This is a genomic window from Oleiphilus messinensis, assembly GCF_002162375.1.
GTDB classification, from domain to species: domain Bacteria; phylum Pseudomonadota; class Gammaproteobacteria; order Pseudomonadales; family Oleiphilaceae; genus Oleiphilus; species Oleiphilus messinensis.
This window is the reverse complement of the sequence record NZ_CP021425.1, coordinates 864,492-880,933: the sequence shown is the minus strand read 5'-3', so window position 1 is coordinate 880,933 and position 16,442 is coordinate 864,492. Positions and strand designations below refer to the sequence as shown.

Below are 16,442 nucleotides of genomic sequence, written 5' to 3'. Positions count from 1 at the left end.
TACCCTAAAGCGCATTTACAACAACAAAAAGGTGAGGCTTGAACGTTATGTTATCAACAAGCTCGATAAAGAGGGGATCATTCGTGGGAATAGAACGCAGAGCAGGCGATAAGGGAGATATACCGTTCAGAAGCAGCAGGTTTTTCTGTGTTGGCAGTAAATGGTATTTTTCGACCCGTGAAGGCTTTGATAGCGGCCCTTACTCAGACCGGACTCGGGCCGAACTCGGGCTGCAGCGCTTTTTGCATGTTGTAAACATGCTTCCCGGCGCTAGCCGCTTCAATCAGTAGTAAACAATCAACAGGCTATAACAAACAACGGCAAAATCATCCGCAAGGGCTTGAACTCAACACCAAGCCCTTTTTCCATTCTCTCCCACGGCATTCAAGCTCTGCCTCAAAAGTGCTGATACCCACTTGATGACAACGACAAGTTGGCATCATTCTCATCCAGCACTCGCACCAAAACACCAGTACCCGAGGGCTCGGGTGCCAGTATTTTGCCGATTATCGTTACCGGCAAGCCTTCTTCACTTAACCAAAGCTTATCGGCTCCTGATGTGCATAAACGCCATGCATCTGCACTGATCGTGAAACACAGTTCATAATCGTCTCCATGAGTTAAGGCACGAGTGAGACGATCAAGGCTGGAGTACCCCTGGGCTGCACAGTATTTTGTGTAAGGCTGCGACAGTGGCACAGCGTCTGCCCAGAGCTCGGCAACGCATTCGGACTGACGACAAATATGTCCCAAGTCTGCGACCACACCATCTGAAATATCAATCGCTGCGGATGCGAACTCTCGCAATTTACGCCCTAAAGACAGCCTGGGTGAGGGCTGATGGAAGCGATCGAGCAAATAACGCTCATCTTTACGTTTGGCAAGCCGATTTGACTGCAATAGCTCCAATCCTGCCTGAGCATCGCCCAAATGTCCGCTCACACACACCCAATCTCCGGGCTTCGCGCCGTTTCGGCGCACAGCCCTGCCACTTGGCACAACCCCCATTACAGAAATAGTGATGGAAAGCGGCCCTCTTGTCGTATCACCGCCTATGAGACGAATACCATACTCAGCGGATGTATTCTGCAAACCTCTAGCAAATTGCCGGAGCCAGCCTTCATCACAGCCAGGTAAAGTCAATGCCAGTGTAAACGCCACAGGCTCGGCCCCCATAGCCGCCAAATCGCTAAGATTTACAGCTAATGCCCGTTGAGCGAGGCTCTCAGGCGATATTGCTTCAGGAAAGTGGATACCTTGCACCAAAGTATCTACCGAATGTAGCCAATCGTATCCGGGAGTCGACGCGATAATGGCACAATCATCCCCAACACCCGCAACAATCCAGTCAGCCTTATCTTGGGCACATCGCCCAAGATCTGAAAAGTACTGATAAATCAGTTCAAATTCACTGGCCATTAATCCCAGACACCATTAAGCCACACAATATTTATCGTTTTCCACGCTCTGCTGAACGTAACCGGGGCGCAACTTTATCAAGAATCCCGTTTACGAACTTGTGGCCGTCCGTTCCACCAAATTTTTTAGCCAGATCGATGGCCTCGTTGATTACAACCCGATAGGGTACATCAACCCGGTATTTTAATTCGTAAATCCCCATTCGAAGCAACGCTTTTTCGATTGGGTCAATCTTTTCCACAGGCCGATTTACCAGTGCACAAAAATGCTCGTCCAATTCCGGGGCACGACTCACCACGCCTCGCAGCAAGTCTCGGAAGTATTCCACATCCACTTTCGACATGTCATTATCAACGACGAACTCAGCTTCTATCTCATAGACAGCAGCACCAGCAATTTGCCATTGATATAGCGCCTGTAAAGCCAGACTTCGAGCTTTACGCCGTTGCGCAGCAACGGCATTTTTTGGATTATCAGATTTTGACTCGCTCACTTACTTGCCCATACTATTGAACAGACTGACCATTTCTATTGCTGACAATGCAGCTTCACCACCTTTATTGCCAGCTTTCGTGCCTGAACGCTCGATTGCCTGCTCGATTGTATCCACAGTCAGGACACCAAATACCACAGGAATACCGCTGGTCAACGCCAGTTGACCCAATCCTTTAGTGCACTCCCCTGCCACGTACTCAAAATGAGGCGTTCCACCACGAATAACAGCCCCCAACGCGATAACTGCATCATACTTCTCTGTTTCCAGTATTTTTTTAACCGCCACAGGTATCTCAAATGCACCAGGAACCCGATAGAGTTCGATATCACTTTCTGCAATGTTATGTCGTCGCAACGTATCAATTGCACCATCCAAAAGACTTTCCACCACAAAACTGTTGAACCGCCCAACTACAATGGCATATTTTCCCTGACAATTCACAAAATTGCCTTCATACGTTTTAATATTTGACATTCAATACTCCTGATAAATCGGATGGCTCAAACAATGCCAAGCCGCTTTATTTCAATTCAAGCCACACACTCCGGATTACGCGGTGCTACAACACGCCCCTTTCGGTGACCATAAAAACGCTAAAATACTAAAGCTAAACTATTCCGCTGAAGCAGATTCAATCAGATTCATACGGAATGTATTCTGTGACTTCCAGATCAAAACCAGACAATGCTGTAAATTTCATAGGCGCACTTAACAAGCGCATTTTTCCAACACCGACGTCCCTCAAAATCTGAGACCCCGTACCCACGGTCAAATAGGCTGAAGTGCTGGCGCTACCAGAGGTCTTGGCTCCGGGAGAAAAATAATCTTTGATTCTGTCCTCAATATCACCGCTGGCATTACCATCATTCAATAACACCAGTACCCCTTTACCTTCTTCAGAAATTTTCTGTAAGGCTCGATGGATCGGCCAACTCGACGTTCCGGGGCGACGAGCACCCAATAAATCTCTAAAGGTGTCGGCAATATGCACTCTTACCAACACCGGGTCATCAGCCTGAATATCCCCCATACTCAATACCAAGTGATTGAACCCCTGGATGGTATCTTTATAGTCCGTGAAACGGAAAGTACCATATTCAGTCTCCAGTTCATGCTCTTCCATTTTCTCAATGGTGCACTCATTCATCACCCGATAATGAATAAGGTCCGCAATGGTACCGATTTTTAAACCGTGGGTTTCCGCAAATGCTTCCAAATCAGGCCGTCGAGCCATAGAGCCATCTTCATTCATTATCTCGACAATTACCGAAGAGGGTTCATAGCCTGCAAGCCTTGCCAGATCACAACCCGCTTCAGTGTGACCTGCTCGACTGAGTACGCCGCCTGGTTGCGCCATAATTGGGAAGATATGGCCTGGCTGAACAATATCCTCAGGCTGCGAATTTCGACCCACAGCGACTCTAACGGTATGAGCACGGTCTGCCGCAGAGATCCCGGTTGTAACCCCGTCCGCCGCTTCAATTGATTGCGTAAACGCAGTTGAAAACTGGGAATTATTGGCTTGCACCATTGGCCCCAAACCAAGAAACTGGCATCGCTCGCGGGTCAGCGTCAAGCACACCAGACCACGAGCGTGCTTGACCATGAAATTTATATCTTCGGGCCGAATCTGCTCTGCCGCGATAATCAGATCACCTTCATTTTCGCGATCTTCATCATCCATCAGAATAACCATCTTACCCTGACGAATGTCTTCAATAATTTCTTCAATCGTATTCAACGCCATGACATTACCTTTAATGCAGTGCTTAATCTCATGAAATGCGCCCCCTCAGCGGAGGAAGCCATGGGTCGCGAGAAAAGCTTTGGAAATCGTTTGTGAATCAGGTTTGTTCGATTTCGGATCAGTAAGTTGCCCCTTATCCGATGCTTGGCCCCCGCCTTCAGAGTGTAGGAGGCGCTCAATATACCGAGCGAGAATATCCACCTCCAAATGCACACGAGACCCGACTTTATAACCATTGATTACAGTTTCTGAAGCGGTATGCGGCACAATATTTAGCCAAAAATGATCGGCCGTTGTCGCGTTAACTGTCAGACTGGTACCGTCTACCGTAATTGAGCCCTTTTCCGCTATATATCGCATCACACTGTTCGGCGCTGCGATTGCAAAGCGAATCGCACTACCCTCACTTCTGCGTTGGGTTACTTCACCAACGCCATCAACATGACCACTCACGATGTGGCCCCCCAGACGAGTGCTGAGCGTCAGGGCTTTCTCCAGATTGACTTTTGTACCAACCACCATTGTTGCAAACAGACTGTGCTTGATGGTTTCTACCGAAACATCCGCATAGAACGTTTTACCCGCCAGACGCGTCACCGTGAGACATACGCCATTAACCGCGATGCTGTCTCCTAACCTGACGTCAGAAAAATCCAGTTGCTCGGAAAAAACACCAATTTCAAGATCACCGCCCGGCCCTGGTTTCAAATGCCTGATGGTACCAAGCGCCTCAATTATCCCCGTAAACATTACGCGCCCTCCGGTCGATAAATCAAACGAATATCATCACCAATTGCTCGAACATCCTGCAGCTTGAGCGGTATCGCTTCCGCCATGGTCTGCAAGCCCATAACATGCATGGGCCTCGCATCGCTCCCTAAAAGCTTTGGTGCCATGTAGAGCCAATACTCATCGACACAACCGGCCTTAATGAAGCTCCCGGCTACCAGTGGCCCGGACTCGACCAGCACTTCGTTACATTGCTGGCCCGCCAACCATTGGATCACGGTATCGGGCTCTAAATTGGGCAATAACGCTAACTCACTACCATCCGGTAACGCCGAGGCGAACTGTTCCGATAGTTTAGATGTCGCAACAACTGTTCGTCCAGGCTGCTGAAATATTGCCGCGTCAGAACTCAAGTCAAGACGGGAGGACAGGATAACACGAATGGGTTGCCGAAAATCTTCCGGACTGCCACCAAAGCGCACGGTAAGGGCCGGATTATCCGTTTTAACCGTCCCTGAACCGGTTACGATTGCCGAACTTCGGGCACGCAGGCGCTGCACATCCGCTCTCGCATCCGATCCGGTAATCCACTGACTCTCGCCAGATGCCATAGCGGTTCGACCATCAACACTGACCGCGACTTTTAGACGGACTAAAGGTCTACCTGTTTGCATTCGTTTGATGAAGCCCGGATTCAAGTTTCCAGCCTCAGCTTCCAAAAGACCGACTTCGACGGCAATACCCGCCTCTCGCAACATGGTTATGCCTCGTCCAGAAACCAGCGGATTTGGATCCTGCATCGCGACAAAGACCCGGCCTACACCAGCATCAATAAGGGCTTTTGCACAGGGAGGGGTACGTCCAAAATGACTACAGGGTTCAAGCGTAACATACACATCCGCCCCCTGAACCGATTCGCTGGCAGCGTTTAATGCATTGACCTCCGCATGGCCGCAACCCGCTACTTTATGCCAGCCTTCACCAACAATGGCACCGTTTTGCACAATGACGCAACCCACTCTCGGATTTGGGTCTGTTGTAAATAACCCTTGCTCAGCCAGGCGAATCGCCCTGGCCATAAACCTGGCGTGAGTAGAGATAGAAGTCGTATTCAAAATATTGCGAAATTTCCCGTTTTTAGATTGAGTATTTCAAACTTCAATACTGAGTAACTTGCTGGGTCCGTTGCAGCATTAACGCCGAATTTAGCAGTACCCCGGGTGTAAACTAAGCAGAAGTGGTTGGCGTTGCACCGTTGTTCGCGAGCCGGTCGATTTCTTCACGGAACTCATTGATATCCTGAAAACTACGGTAAACTGAAGCAAAGCGCACATAAGCAACCTGATCCAGACGACGAAGTTCACACATGACTTCTTCGCCGATATTGATAGACTTGATTTCACGTTCACCCGTAGCTCTGAGACGATACTTTATCGCGTTTATCGCCGATTCGATTTCTTCAACACTAACCGGCCGCTTCTCAAGCGCTTTCGTGATTCCAGACCGGAGCTTCTGATCATCAAATGGTTGCCGGGTACCGTCTTGCTTGATGACCCGTGGCATGAGCAATTCTGCAGATTCGTAAGTCGTGAAGCGCTCTTTGCAGGATAAGCATTCCCGACGTCGCCGCACTTGATCGCCTTCCGCCACCAAACGGGAATCGATCACTTTAGTCTCGGCAGCTCCACAAAAGGGACAATGCATAATCTTCTCACTTATTGATCAGATCCGGGACGCACAGCACGCCCACTCATTTGAATCAAGCTAAAAAAGTTGAAAGCTGGCCGCTTTCAGACACCGATTTCAGGTTTTTGACATAACGGCCAGCGCAACGCAGTTTGAGATTATTTGTACACAGGATACTGAGCACAAATCGCTTTTACTTTCTCTTGAACTGAGGCAATAGTGGCATCGTTTGAGATATCGTCCAGAACATCACACATCCAGCCTGCCAAATCTGCGACTTCTGCTTCTTTAAAGCCACGACGGGTAACTGCAGGGGTACCGATTCTCAGACCACTGGTCACAAATGGTGACCGCGGATCATTCGGTACCGCATTCTTATTCACCGTGATGTTCGCACGCCCCAGTGCCGCATCAGCATCTTTACCGGTAATATCTTTGCTGATCAGGTCAACGAGAAAGAGGTGGTCGTCTGTACCTTTGGATACAATGTCGAAGCCTCGATCCATAAAGACTTTAACCATCGCTTGGGCATTTTTGACAACTTGAGCCTGGTAGGATTTAAATTCATCTGTCATGGCTTCTTTGAAGCAAATTGCCTTAGCAGCAATAACGTGCATCAAAGGGCCACCCTGGCTTTCGGGGAAAACTGCAAAGTTAAGTTTTTTCTCCAGATCTTCATTCGACTTGGCCAGAATCAAGCCACCACGAGGCCCCCCCAGGGTTTTATGGGTGGTTGTGGTCGTCACATCGGCAATTTTAACCGGGTTGGGATATTCACCTGCGGCAACCAATCCTGCGATGTGCGCCATATCAACCATCAAGTAAGCGCCAACTTCATCGGCAATGTCACGGAATTTTTGCCAATCAATTACACGGGAATATGCAGAAAAGCCCGCAACGATCATTTTTGGCTTGTGTTCACGCGCCAGGCTCGCAACTTCTTCGTAATCAATTTCGCCGGTTTCCGGGTTCAAACCATACTGCACAGCTTTGTAGATACGACCCGAGAAGCTCACAGAAGCACCGTGAGTCAAGTGGCCACCATGGGCCAGGCTCATACCCAGTACAACGTCGCCCGGTTTGCACAATGCCATATATACTGCGGCATTTGCTTGCGACCCCGAATGTGGCTGGACATTCGCATAATCAGCACCAAATAATGCTTTCGCTCGATCAATCGCCAGTTGTTCAACAACGTCAACATGCTCACAACCGCCATAATAGCGCTTGCCAGGGTACCCTTCTGCATATTTATTGGTCAGAACAGAACCTTGCGCCTCCATGACGCGCGGGCTGGTATAGTTTTCTGAAGCAATCAATTCAATATGCTCTTCCTGGCGCTTCGCTTCGGCTTGAATTGCATTCCAGACATCATCATCAAAACCGGCAATTTTCATATCGTGCGTAAACATTAGTCGAATCTACCTTCACCATTACTTTGGATACCAACTTTACGAGCGGCCTAACCCGGAAAAACATTGATCAGAATTTCTGAAACACCGCCACAACAGCACTGATTTCCAGAAATTGAACGGAGTCTTCTCGTAAAACGCGCTATTTTACCCTAAATCAATCAAATCATCATAGACCTAAATTCTGCAAACAACATTGTACTTGAAAAGAAAAAGGCGATTTGATTCAATTGGTTATCATCAAACAACCAAGCACATCAGAGTCACCTTTTTCATGATCAAGAATACCCATAAAAGTGCCAAAAAACCAGCCGCAAAAATTCGCTATCAACACACCGGAAAAAAGCTGACTAGTCAAGCTGGCATTATCCCTGCCATGCATTTCCTCGATCACATCGGTTTTACCGAGGCTTGCCAGAAGCATCTTGATTTGCAACGCGGCAACACGGCTCGTTACAGCTTGGGCGACTCAATCTACCTAACGATTATCGGCATCATCGCCGGTGCCACTTCGCTCAGGAAGGTGGTTTCTGTGTGGGCAGATCAGGTGCTGCGTGAAGTGGGGGGGTGGCTATCGATTCCAGATGACAGTACATTGGGTCGTATTTTCCGTCGTGGAAAGCTCAAGCATGTCACCCAGCTCGAACAGATTAATCACACCTTGCGTCAGGGAATTTGGCATAGAGCATTGAAGTCCGGTACTTGGTTGCCCGGAACCCTCTATCGAGGCTGGATTGATGTGGACTCGACTGTCAAAACCGTTTACGGTCAACAGGAAGGTGCTGAAAAAGGCTACAACCCAACGAAAAAAGGCTCTAATTCTTATCATCCACTGGTTGCCTTTTGCAGCCACACCAAAGAAATTTTGCAAGCATGGTTGCGCAGTGGCAGCACCTACACCAGCAACGGCATTGTAGGCTTCATGCAGCAACTTTCTGCGCAGATGCCACCCAAAATGCGGCTGCTATTCCGAGGTGATTCAGGATTCTTTGTTGGAGAGCTCATGGACTGGCTGGATCAGGCTCGCCATGGTTACCTGATTAAAGTGAAACTCAAAGGCCTTGCCGCTTTGTTGGACAAGCAAGCTTGGCAACGAGTACCGGGTCATACCGATTGGGAACAGTGTGACTTTTTCCATCAATGCGGTCAATGGGAGCGGTCACGTCGCTTTGTTGCTGTGCGGCGTAAAACTGCTCTCATCACCAAAGGCCCTCAACAAGCCTTGCTGAATGAGCCCGTTTACGACTACTTCTGCTACGTAACCACAGAGCGGTTGTCTCCTTGGCAAGCACACACGACATACGGAAAGCGCGCAACTTGTGAAACCTGGTTGGATGAAGCTAAGAACCAAATGGGGCTGGCGCAAATCAAGAGCCATGATTTCATGGCCAGCTCATTAATTTTCCAATGCGCTGTGCTGGCGTATAACACGGTACGCTGGATGGCACTACTGAGCGATAATGACGAATTGAAACGATGGGAAATTCAAACTATCCGAACTTTTCTGGTACGTACTGCTGGACAACTCTTGCGTGGTGGGAATCAGCTTAAGGTCAACGTTCCGAGCAACCATCTTCACCCAACTCCGTGGGCTGACTGGTTAAAGCTGTCGTTTATTCATTGACCAAAATACCTATACTTAAATTCTTCGACTAAGCAAATTCCAGATTTGGAGTCAGGCAGACTTTGGCCTGTTGCTCCGGTTGACGATAGAGATGATTATAATTTAAACAGTCCAATCAAGTGAATTACGCTTGTTTCAGTTGCATGGTGTGCAAAATGGTGATCCATCGACACTAAATGTCGCTATAGTCGTATCGAATCGATTCAGACATATAGATTGCAGGATTTAGGATAGATTATTTGACGATCTACCGTAAATCCAGGCAAACGGAAGGTCAATGCAGCGCTGATACGCTTTTCGAAAGAGAAGAAGTGTTTGTCAGTTCGGTTTGCTCAAACCAGTCCAAAACATTATCAGGTGGAAGCGCACGTCCAAATAAAAAGCCCTGCACTTCCTCACACCCCAAAAGAGTAAGCAGCTCCTGCTGAGCTTCATTTTCAACCCCTTCGGCGATAACTCCCAGTTTTAAACTATGAGCAATAGCCACAATCGCTCTGACGATTTGCTCATCATTTTCGCCACCGGGTAGCGTTCTGATAAAGCTTTTATCGATCTTCAGTGTATCAAGGGGAAACTGGCGTAAATAGCTCAACGACGAATACCCCGTACCAAAATCATCGACAGAGATTCGCACGCCCAGCGCCTTGAGACGCCGCAAGACCTGCATCACCGAATCCACATTCTCCATCATCATCGATTCGGTAATTTCAAGCTCTAGCATACCTGGGTCAATACGTGTTTTTTGCAAGGCTTGGGACACAATGTCGACCAAGTTTACGTCGTCATTGAGCTGTATCGCAGAGAGATTTACGGCGACACGCTCGATTGCCACACCGTCCTTGCGCCACTGAACCAATTGCTGACAGGCTTCCTGAATCACCCAGCGACCAATCGATATAATGACACCACTCTCTTCCGCAATTGTAATAAATTGCGCCGGCATCAATCGACCCTTTTCCGGATGGTCCCAGCGAAGCAATGCCTCCATGCCAACCGCAGCCCCGGACTTGGCGCTAATTTGCGGTTGGTACTCCAGCTTGAGCTGATGTTGTTCAATTGCACGCCGCAAATCATTTTCGAGCTCTAGGCGCTCCATCGCGCGCGAGTTCATATCACTCATGTAAAACTGGTAGTTATTCCGGCCCTTACCTTTGGCATAGTACATTGCTGTATCTGCATTTTTTAAGAGCTCGGAGCCGATCACCCCATCTCGACCAGCAACGGCGATCCCAATGCTTGCACTGATGAAAATTTCGCGTCCCATTAGACTGAACGGCAGCTCAAATCCAGCTAACACCTTTCGAGCAACATGGATCGCTGCGCGTCGGGCTTTGCCTTCATTCTCGGAGGTAACACCCAATAAAATCGTAAACTCATCCCCTCCCATACGGGATACCAGGTCACCATCCCGCACACATTGCCGCAAACGACCCGCCACATCCTGCAACAATGTATCGCCAGCAGCATGACCCAATGAATCATTCACAGGCTTAAAACGGTCGAGATCAAGGTAAAGTAAAGCAAACATGAAGTCGCCACGTTGACTACGCTCAACACAACGGTTGATCTCCTGTGACATCAGCGTTCGATTGGCGAGTCCTGTTAACTCATCGTAAAACGCCAGCCGGTGAATCGCCTCCTCATTGGCTTTACGCTCTGACACATCACTAAAAATAGCAATATAGCTAACCAGTTTTTCACGATCATCATGGATTGCAGTCATCCCCATCCAAGCAGGGAATGGATTACCACCACGTCGAATAAGTGCAATATCCCTCTGCCAGAAGCCATGCTCATCGAGATGCCACCAGAGGTCGTCAATCTGATGTCGATTTCGGATCCCTAAGACGGCAGGAATGGATCGACCTTCTACTTCCGTTGGTGCATAACCAGTAATGCCTGAAAATGCTCGGTTGACCTGAATTATTTCCCCATTGGAATTGGCGATGATGATCGCTTCTGTGCTGTTTTCGAAAACACCTGCCGCCATACGCAAATCATTTTCCGCCCGACAACGGGATGAGATATCACGACATGTCCCTGTAACACCTTGTATTTTCCCAAAAGTGTCCACAAGAAAAGACAAACTCAATTCAATGGTTATCGCGCGCCCGGATTTACACTGCGCCTCCATTTCCAGGGAATATACATCTTTTGCGATAAATGCGTTCTCTCTGTCGACTTGAGAACGATGTCGGCGAATGTGTTGACGAATCTCGGCCCGGAAGACATCAATCTGGTCGTCTGAGAATAAATCAAAAATCTTGGTACCAATCACTTCTTGGGGACTGTAACCAAATACACGCGTCACAGAGGGGCTGATGTAACGAATCTGGAAATTTCGGTCCGTGGTCCACACGACGTCCGCCATGTTTTCAGCCAACAAGCGATAGTGCTCTTCTCGCTCTTCAATCTGTCGTTTCGCTTCATACTCTGCGGTAATATCACGCCCCAAGCCTAAATAGGACTTCACACCCCCTGCTTCGGTTTGCTCAAAAACGCGGTTACGGAAATACATCCAACGCCATTGCCCGTTTCGATGACGCATCCTGAATCGAGTCTCAAGAATCTCGCCCGGTTCAAGATTGGCGGCTTTGTGAGTCGCCTGTTGCATCGTTTGCTTATCATCTGGATGGACCAATTGACTCCAGTAGCCCCGATCAAAGTCATGGATATCATCCGACGAATAGCCTAACATCTCACCGACTTCGCGGTTAGCGTACCGAATCTGTTTCTTCTCTTGATCATTGACATAAACCAGATCTGGAACCGATTCCACGATATGTTTCCAGAAACCCTCTGTCTCCACCAACCGCTTCGCCATCCGTTGCCGGTCGGTGATATCAATCAACGTCACCAGAACGTCATCAAAACCGGATTGAAACAGGGGCAATGCCGCATTCACCCACAAAGCAATATCATGCCCCCCGCAATCAGGCAAAACAATTTCAAAATCGAGATTCCAAACGCCCTCACGAACGCCACGGGAATTAAGGGCGGTAACCGGCAAACTTTGTTGCAGACATACCTGATTAATGTGCTTGAGCAGGGCGCTTTTATTACGCGCAACAAAAAGCTCAACGGAAGCCCAGTTCACTTCACGTACTCGAATCAGGCCTTGAAGGTTGAGTTCACGTTCATCAACACGGGCGAGGAACTTTTCAAGGGAAGGCAAGTCACGCACACCGTGACCGAGGAATTTATTATGCAGGGCGGACAAGTCAACGACCCAAAGCGCAGACGCAGCAGCGTTGTATAGCGTTTCATACCGGCGACGCAAACCGTAGGCCGTTCGCCGGTCACGGGAGCGATTAATATATCGGAAGAAAAATAAACCCAGACCGCCACCCAGCACCAGAACAACGGCCGCAATATCAAATAATGGCACCATCACCCACGTTTTCCCGAACTCAACACCATCTCACGCCCCATTGCCACAGGTTGTTTTTATAATCCGATTTTCGACAAAAAATTTCTTTCCCGTGCACTCTGGTTTACCATTAGAGGTCTAATTATCGCAAGCACGCGCAACAAATCATCAACAGTCCACAGATAATCCAAAATTACTCAGGTCATGCAGATAGATGACACTAATGCCAAATTGCTGGCCCATTTTATCAGCGAATCAGAGTGATTGAGTGATCGATGTCTCTTTCGACTGCTTAAAATCGACAAATTAACAGGTTTTTACGTTTATGGCTCAATACGTCTATACAATGAATCGGGTGGGCAAGATTGTCCCCCCAAAAAGGGAGATTTTAAAAGACATATCCCTGTCCTTTTTTCCCGGGGCCAAAATTGGGGTGCTCGGCTTAAATGGTTCGGGTAAATCAACATTGTTGAAAATTATGGCCGGGGTTGACCAGGATATCGTTGGTGAAGCACGCCCTCAGCCCGGTATTAATGTTGGCTACCTTCCTCAGGAACCCCAACTCGACCCGGAGAAAGATGTCCGAGGCAACGTTGAGGACGGCCTCTCGGAAATAAAAAACGCAATGACGCGTCTCGACGAGGTTTATGCTGCTTATGCAGAACCTGATGCAGATTTTGATGCGTTAGCAGCAGAGCAGGCCAAACTGGAAAGCATTATTCAAGCTGCCGATGCGCACAACCTCGAAAGAACACTCGAAGTCGCGGCAGATGCGTTACGCCTCCCGCCTTGGGAAGCGGATGTTTCAAAACTTTCCGGGGGTGAGCGTCGCCGAGTCGCACTCTGTCGGCTGCTGCTTTCAAAGCCGGACATGTTACTTCTGGACGAGCCTACCAACCACCTGGATGCAGAAAGTGTAGCCTGGCTGGAGCGCTTCCTACACGATTACACTGGAACTGTGGTCGCCATCACCCATGATCGCTACTTCCTGGACAATGTCGCAGGCTGGATACTTGAGTTGGACCGCGGACACGGTATTCCGTATGAAGGAAACTATTCCGCATGGCTGGAAGCGAAAGAAAAACGCCTGGCACTGGAAGAAAAGCAGGAGGCGGCACGGCAACGCACCATCAAATCCGAATTGGAATGGGTACGCAGCAACCCGAAAGGCCGCCATGCAAAAAGCAAAGCCCGACTGGCTCGCTTCGATGAGTTGAATTCGCAAGACTTCCAGAAACGCAATGAAACCATGGAACTCTATATTCCACCCGGACCAAGGCTGGGGGACAATGTCATTGACGTACAGGGTATTTCGAAAAAGTTTGATGACAAACTATTGTATGAGAACCTATCCTTCACGGTACCACCCGGAAGTATCGTGGGTGTAATTGGTGGTAACGGCGCAGGTAAATCGACGCTGTTCAAGCTCTTCGCCGGTGTTGAACAACCAGACAGTGGCAGTGTTGTTGTCGGGGAGACTGTGAAACTGTCGTATGTTGACCAAATGCGGGATCTGGATGGCAGTAAAACCGTATGGGAAGAACTGAGCGATGGCCAAGATATCATTCAGGTCGGCAATTATCAGACACCATCACGAGCCTATTGCGGGCGTTTCAACTTTAAAGGCACAGATCAGCAAAAACGGGTCGGTGATCTTTCCGGCGGTGAACGTAACCGCTTGCACTTAGCCAAACTGTTAAAAGATGGCGGCAATGTTCTGTTGCTCGACGAGCCTACCAATGACCTCGACGTTGAAACACTACGAGCACTGGAGGAAGCTATTCTGGCATTCCCTGGCTGCGCAATCGTAATTTCGCACGATCGTTGGTTCCTCGACCGAATTGCCACCCATATTCTGGCGTTTGAAGGGGATAGTGAAGTTGTCTGGTTTGAAGGCAACTTCTCCGAATATGATGAAGATTTCACAGCCCGTAAAGGCGAATCCGCAAAAGCCCCAACCCGAATGAAGTACAAAAAACTGGCGTAATCGCGCAAGCTCCGCTTGGGAAGCATCGGTTAGCGTGAAATAATCGATGCTTTCTTCATTACTCGGCACGTAAAATTCAATAGTTCGTAGCCTTATTGCATGACAAACCCATGAGGGCGACTATTATTCTTTTAATAGACATCCCCTAAAATTGTTCACGCGAGGCCCTTGCATGACACAAAGTAATCAATCAGATGAGCGCAGACATTTCAAACGCATCGATTTCGATGCAAACTGCACATTGCACCAAGGGGATGACAACTGGATAACTCAGGTTCTGGATATTTCACTGAAGGGGCTTTTAACGGCAATTCCTGAAGACTGGACCGGCGATGAAAGCAATGCTTTTGAGGCCGTTATCCACCTGAATAACGAGAGCAGTACCGCAATCATCATGTCTGTCGAACTGGCCCACAAACATCAAAATCAACTGGGCTTTTTTTGCAAATACATCGACTTGGATAGCATAACGCACTTGAAACGGCTGATTGAACTTAATGTAGGCGACCCAAGTTTGATAGAACGCGAACTCTCAGCCCTGATCGATGCCCACGCGCATTTGCCCCCAGCTGAGTAAAATAGAAACAGGCACGGCGATCAGTGGTTAAATATGATCAAGCACTTCACTTAATCTGGATACCGCAACAACTTCCATTCCTTCTGGCGGCGTTCTGGGAACATTTGATTTCGGCACAATCGCTTTCGTAAAACCGTGCTTCTGTGCCTCCAGAACACGCTCTTGCCCATTTGCTACCGGACGAATCTCTCCAGACAAACCAATCTCGCCAAAAACCACCAAGCCCTTGGGTAACGCCTGATCTCTGAAGGTCGATATGACAGAACACACCACCGCTAAATCAGCACTGGTTTCGGAAACTTTAACACCACCAACAACATTGGCAAAAACATCCTGATCACCCATATTCAAACCACCGTGCCGGTGCAGAACAGCCAGTAGCATCACCAGACGGTTTTGATCCAGCCCCACTGCCACTCGACGGGGTTGGGCGAATGATTCGTCCGCCAAAGCCTGAATTTCGACCAATAAAGGACGGGTACCTTCCCAGAGAACCGTAACCACACTGCCAGGTAACGGTTCTTCGGTACGACTCAGAAAGATAGCACTGGGGTTTTTCACTTCTTTCAAACCCGATTCCAGCATCGCGAATATACCGAGTTCGTTAACCGCGCCAAAGCGATTTTTTACCCCACGCAGAGTCCGAAATCGACTGTGTTGCTCACCCTCAAGCATGAGCGAACAATCAATCATATGTTCCAGGACTTTGGGCCCGGCAAGCGAACCATCTTTGGTAACATGACCAACCAACCACAAAACAGTGCCAGTCTGTTTTGCAAATTGGGTTAGAAATGCCGCACTTTCCCGAACCTGGGACACACTACCTGGGGCCGACTCTACCCCGTCTCGGTACATGACTTGAATACTATCCACGACAACAACTGCAGGATTCAGGTCTCGTGCGACAGAAACAATCGTTTCCACATTTGTTTCGGTGAGCATTTTCATCTGACCAGCCTGGATACCCAGCCGGGAAGCCCGCATCGCGACCTGCTGAAGCGACTCTTCACCCGTAACATACAAGACAGTACTCTGTTGACTGAAATAGCTCATGATCTGCAACAACAGAGTACTTTTCCCCGCTCCAGGCTGCCCACCCAGCAAAATCGCAGCCCCGGCGACGAGCCCGCCACCTAATACACGATCCAATTCGTTCATTCCGGTGGATTTGCGAGGCGACTCCTGCAAACTGATATCACTGAGAGACTCAATTCGGGATTGCGCACCGGCATACCCCGAAAGCCGCTCGGTTCGCGCAGCACTGGATCTCGATTCCAGCTTCAGCTCTTTGAGTGTATTCCACTCACCACAGGCAACACACTGCCCTTGCCATTTGGAATGGTCCGCACCGCATTCAGTGCACACATATGCCGTTTTAGTTTTCGCCATTGCAAA

14 protein-coding genes are annotated in these 16,442 nt (G+C 48.8%); 4 read left to right on the top strand and 10 right to left on the bottom strand.

Annotated elements, in window-relative coordinates; genetic code table 11:
- Positions 1-83 precede the first annotated feature (83 nt).
- Positions 84-290 carry a DUF6316 family protein gene (locus tag OLMES_RS03965; RefSeq protein ID WP_087460062.1) on the top strand — a complete coding sequence of 69 codons (207 nt, stop codon included), beginning with the start codon at positions 84-86 and terminating at the stop codon, positions 288-290.
- A 106-nt stretch (positions 291-396) separates the two neighbouring features.
- Here the strand turns inward: OLMES_RS03965 and thiL are convergent, their stop codons facing one another.
- The 8 genes from thiL to glyA form a co-directional block, all read right to left on the bottom strand.
- Positions 397-1,419, bottom strand: a complete 1,023-nt coding sequence (gene thiL, locus OLMES_RS03960) for a thiamine-phosphate kinase (protein WP_087460061.1) — start codon at positions 1,417-1,419, stop codon at positions 397-399.
- Positions 1,420-1,450: 31 nt separating this feature from the next.
- Positions 1,451-1,912, bottom strand: coding sequence for a transcription antitermination factor NusB (nusB, locus tag OLMES_RS03955; RefSeq protein WP_087460060.1), 462 nt, complete (start codon positions 1,910-1,912; stop codon positions 1,451-1,453).
- Positions 1,913-2,389: a 6,7-dimethyl-8-ribityllumazine synthase gene (ribH, locus tag OLMES_RS03950; protein ID WP_087460059.1), complete on the bottom strand. Its 477-nt coding sequence runs from the start codon at positions 2,387-2,389 to the stop codon at positions 1,913-1,915.
- Between the two features lie 157 nt (positions 2,390-2,546).
- Positions 2,547-3,662, bottom strand: coding sequence for a bifunctional 3,4-dihydroxy-2-butanone-4-phosphate synthase/GTP cyclohydrolase II (ribBA, locus tag OLMES_RS03945; protein WP_087460058.1), 1,116 nt, complete (start codon positions 3,660-3,662; stop codon positions 2,547-2,549).
- Between the two features lie 45 nt (positions 3,663-3,707).
- On the bottom strand, positions 3,708-4,412 hold the full coding sequence (locus OLMES_RS03940) for a riboflavin synthase (RefSeq protein WP_087460057.1): 705 nt from the start codon (positions 4,410-4,412) through the stop codon (positions 3,708-3,710).
- Positions 4,412-5,506, bottom strand: a complete 1,095-nt coding sequence (ribD, locus tag OLMES_RS03935) for a bifunctional diaminohydroxyphosphoribosylaminopyrimidine deaminase/5-amino-6-(5-phosphoribosylamino)uracil reductase RibD (RefSeq protein WP_269767740.1) — start codon at positions 5,504-5,506, stop codon at positions 4,412-4,414. Before ribD ends, OLMES_RS03940 begins: the two co-directional genes overlap by 1 nt.
- Before the next feature lie 112 nt (positions 5,507-5,618).
- On the bottom strand, positions 5,619-6,095 hold the full coding sequence (gene nrdR, locus OLMES_RS03930) for a transcriptional regulator NrdR (protein ID WP_087460055.1): 477 nt from the start codon (positions 6,093-6,095) through the stop codon (positions 5,619-5,621).
- A 140-nt stretch (positions 6,096-6,235) separates the two neighbouring features.
- Complete coding sequence (gene glyA / locus OLMES_RS03925) at positions 6,236-7,489, bottom strand: serine hydroxymethyltransferase (RefSeq protein ID WP_087460054.1); 1,254 nt, start codon at positions 7,487-7,489, stop codon at positions 6,236-6,238.
- A 274-nt stretch (positions 7,490-7,763) separates the two neighbouring features.
- Between glyA and OLMES_RS03920 the strand changes: the two genes are divergently transcribed.
- Positions 7,764-9,113, top strand: coding sequence for an IS1380 family transposase (locus OLMES_RS03920; protein WP_087459351.1), 1,350 nt, complete (start codon positions 7,764-7,766; stop codon positions 9,111-9,113).
- Between the two features lie 274 nt (positions 9,114-9,387).
- Here the strand turns inward: OLMES_RS03920 and OLMES_RS03915 are convergent, their stop codons facing one another.
- The gene (locus tag OLMES_RS03915) at positions 9,388-12,504 is read right to left on the bottom strand and encodes a bifunctional diguanylate cyclase/phosphodiesterase (protein ID WP_087460053.1); all 3,117 of its coding nucleotides are present in this window, start codon (positions 12,502-12,504) and stop codon (positions 9,388-9,390) included.
- A gap of 304 nt (positions 12,505-12,808) precedes the next feature.
- On the opposite strand from OLMES_RS03915, the gene ettA reads away from it, so the two are divergent.
- Positions 12,809-14,470 carry an energy-dependent translational throttle protein EttA gene (gene ettA, locus OLMES_RS03910; protein WP_087460052.1) on the top strand — a complete coding sequence of 554 codons (1,662 nt, stop codon included), beginning with the start codon at positions 12,809-12,811 and terminating at the stop codon, positions 14,468-14,470.
- Positions 14,471-14,642: 172 nt separating this feature from the next.
- A complete protein-coding gene (locus OLMES_RS03905) occupies positions 14,643-15,047 on the top strand; it encodes a PilZ domain-containing protein (protein WP_087460051.1) in 405 nt (134 codons plus the stop codon).
- Positions 15,048-15,074: 27 nt separating this feature from the next.
- Here the strand turns inward: OLMES_RS03905 and radA are convergent, their stop codons facing one another.
- Positions 15,075-16,436 (bottom strand): DNA repair protein RadA, encoded by a 1,362-nt coding sequence (gene radA, locus OLMES_RS03900; protein ID WP_087460050.1) that lies wholly within the window; start codon positions 16,434-16,436, stop codon positions 15,075-15,077.
- Between the last annotated feature and the right edge of the window lie 6 nt (positions 16,437-16,442).

Bases quoted from the DNA above. Each gene is read 5' to 3' on its own strand.
- thiL (WP_087460061.1), bottom strand. From the start codon at position 1,419: ATGGCCAGTGAATTTGAACTGATTTATCAGTACTTTTCAGATCTTGGG.
- ribH (WP_087460059.1), bottom strand. From the start codon at position 2,389: ATGTCAAATATTAAAACGTATGAAGGCAATTTTGTGAATTGTCAGGGA.
- ribBA (WP_087460058.1), bottom strand. From the start codon at position 3,662: ATGGCGTTGAATACGATTGAAGAAATTATTGAAGACATTCGTCAGGGT.
- OLMES_RS03940 (WP_087460057.1), bottom strand. From the start codon at position 4,412: ATGTTTACGGGGATAATTGAGGCGCTTGGTACCATCAGGCATTTGAAA.
- nrdR (WP_087460055.1), bottom strand. From the start codon at position 6,095: ATGCATTGTCCCTTTTGTGGAGCTGCCGAGACTAAAGTGATCGATTCC.
- glyA (WP_087460054.1), bottom strand. From the start codon at position 7,489: ATGTTTACGCACGATATGAAAATTGCCGGTTTTGATGATGATGTCTGG.
- OLMES_RS03920 (WP_087459351.1), top strand. From the start codon at position 7,764: ATGATCAAGAATACCCATAAAAGTGCCAAAAAACCAGCCGCAAAAATT.
- OLMES_RS03915 (WP_087460053.1), bottom strand. From the start codon at position 12,504: ATGGTGCCATTATTTGATATTGCGGCCGTTGTTCTGGTGCTGGGTGGC.
- ettA (WP_087460052.1), top strand. From the start codon at position 12,809: ATGGCTCAATACGTCTATACAATGAATCGGGTGGGCAAGATTGTCCCC.
- OLMES_RS03905 (WP_087460051.1), top strand. From the start codon at position 14,643: ATGACACAAAGTAATCAATCAGATGAGCGCAGACATTTCAAACGCATC.
- radA (WP_087460050.1), bottom strand. From the start codon at position 16,436: ATGGCGAAAACTAAAACGGCATATGTGTGCACTGAATGCGGTGCGGAC.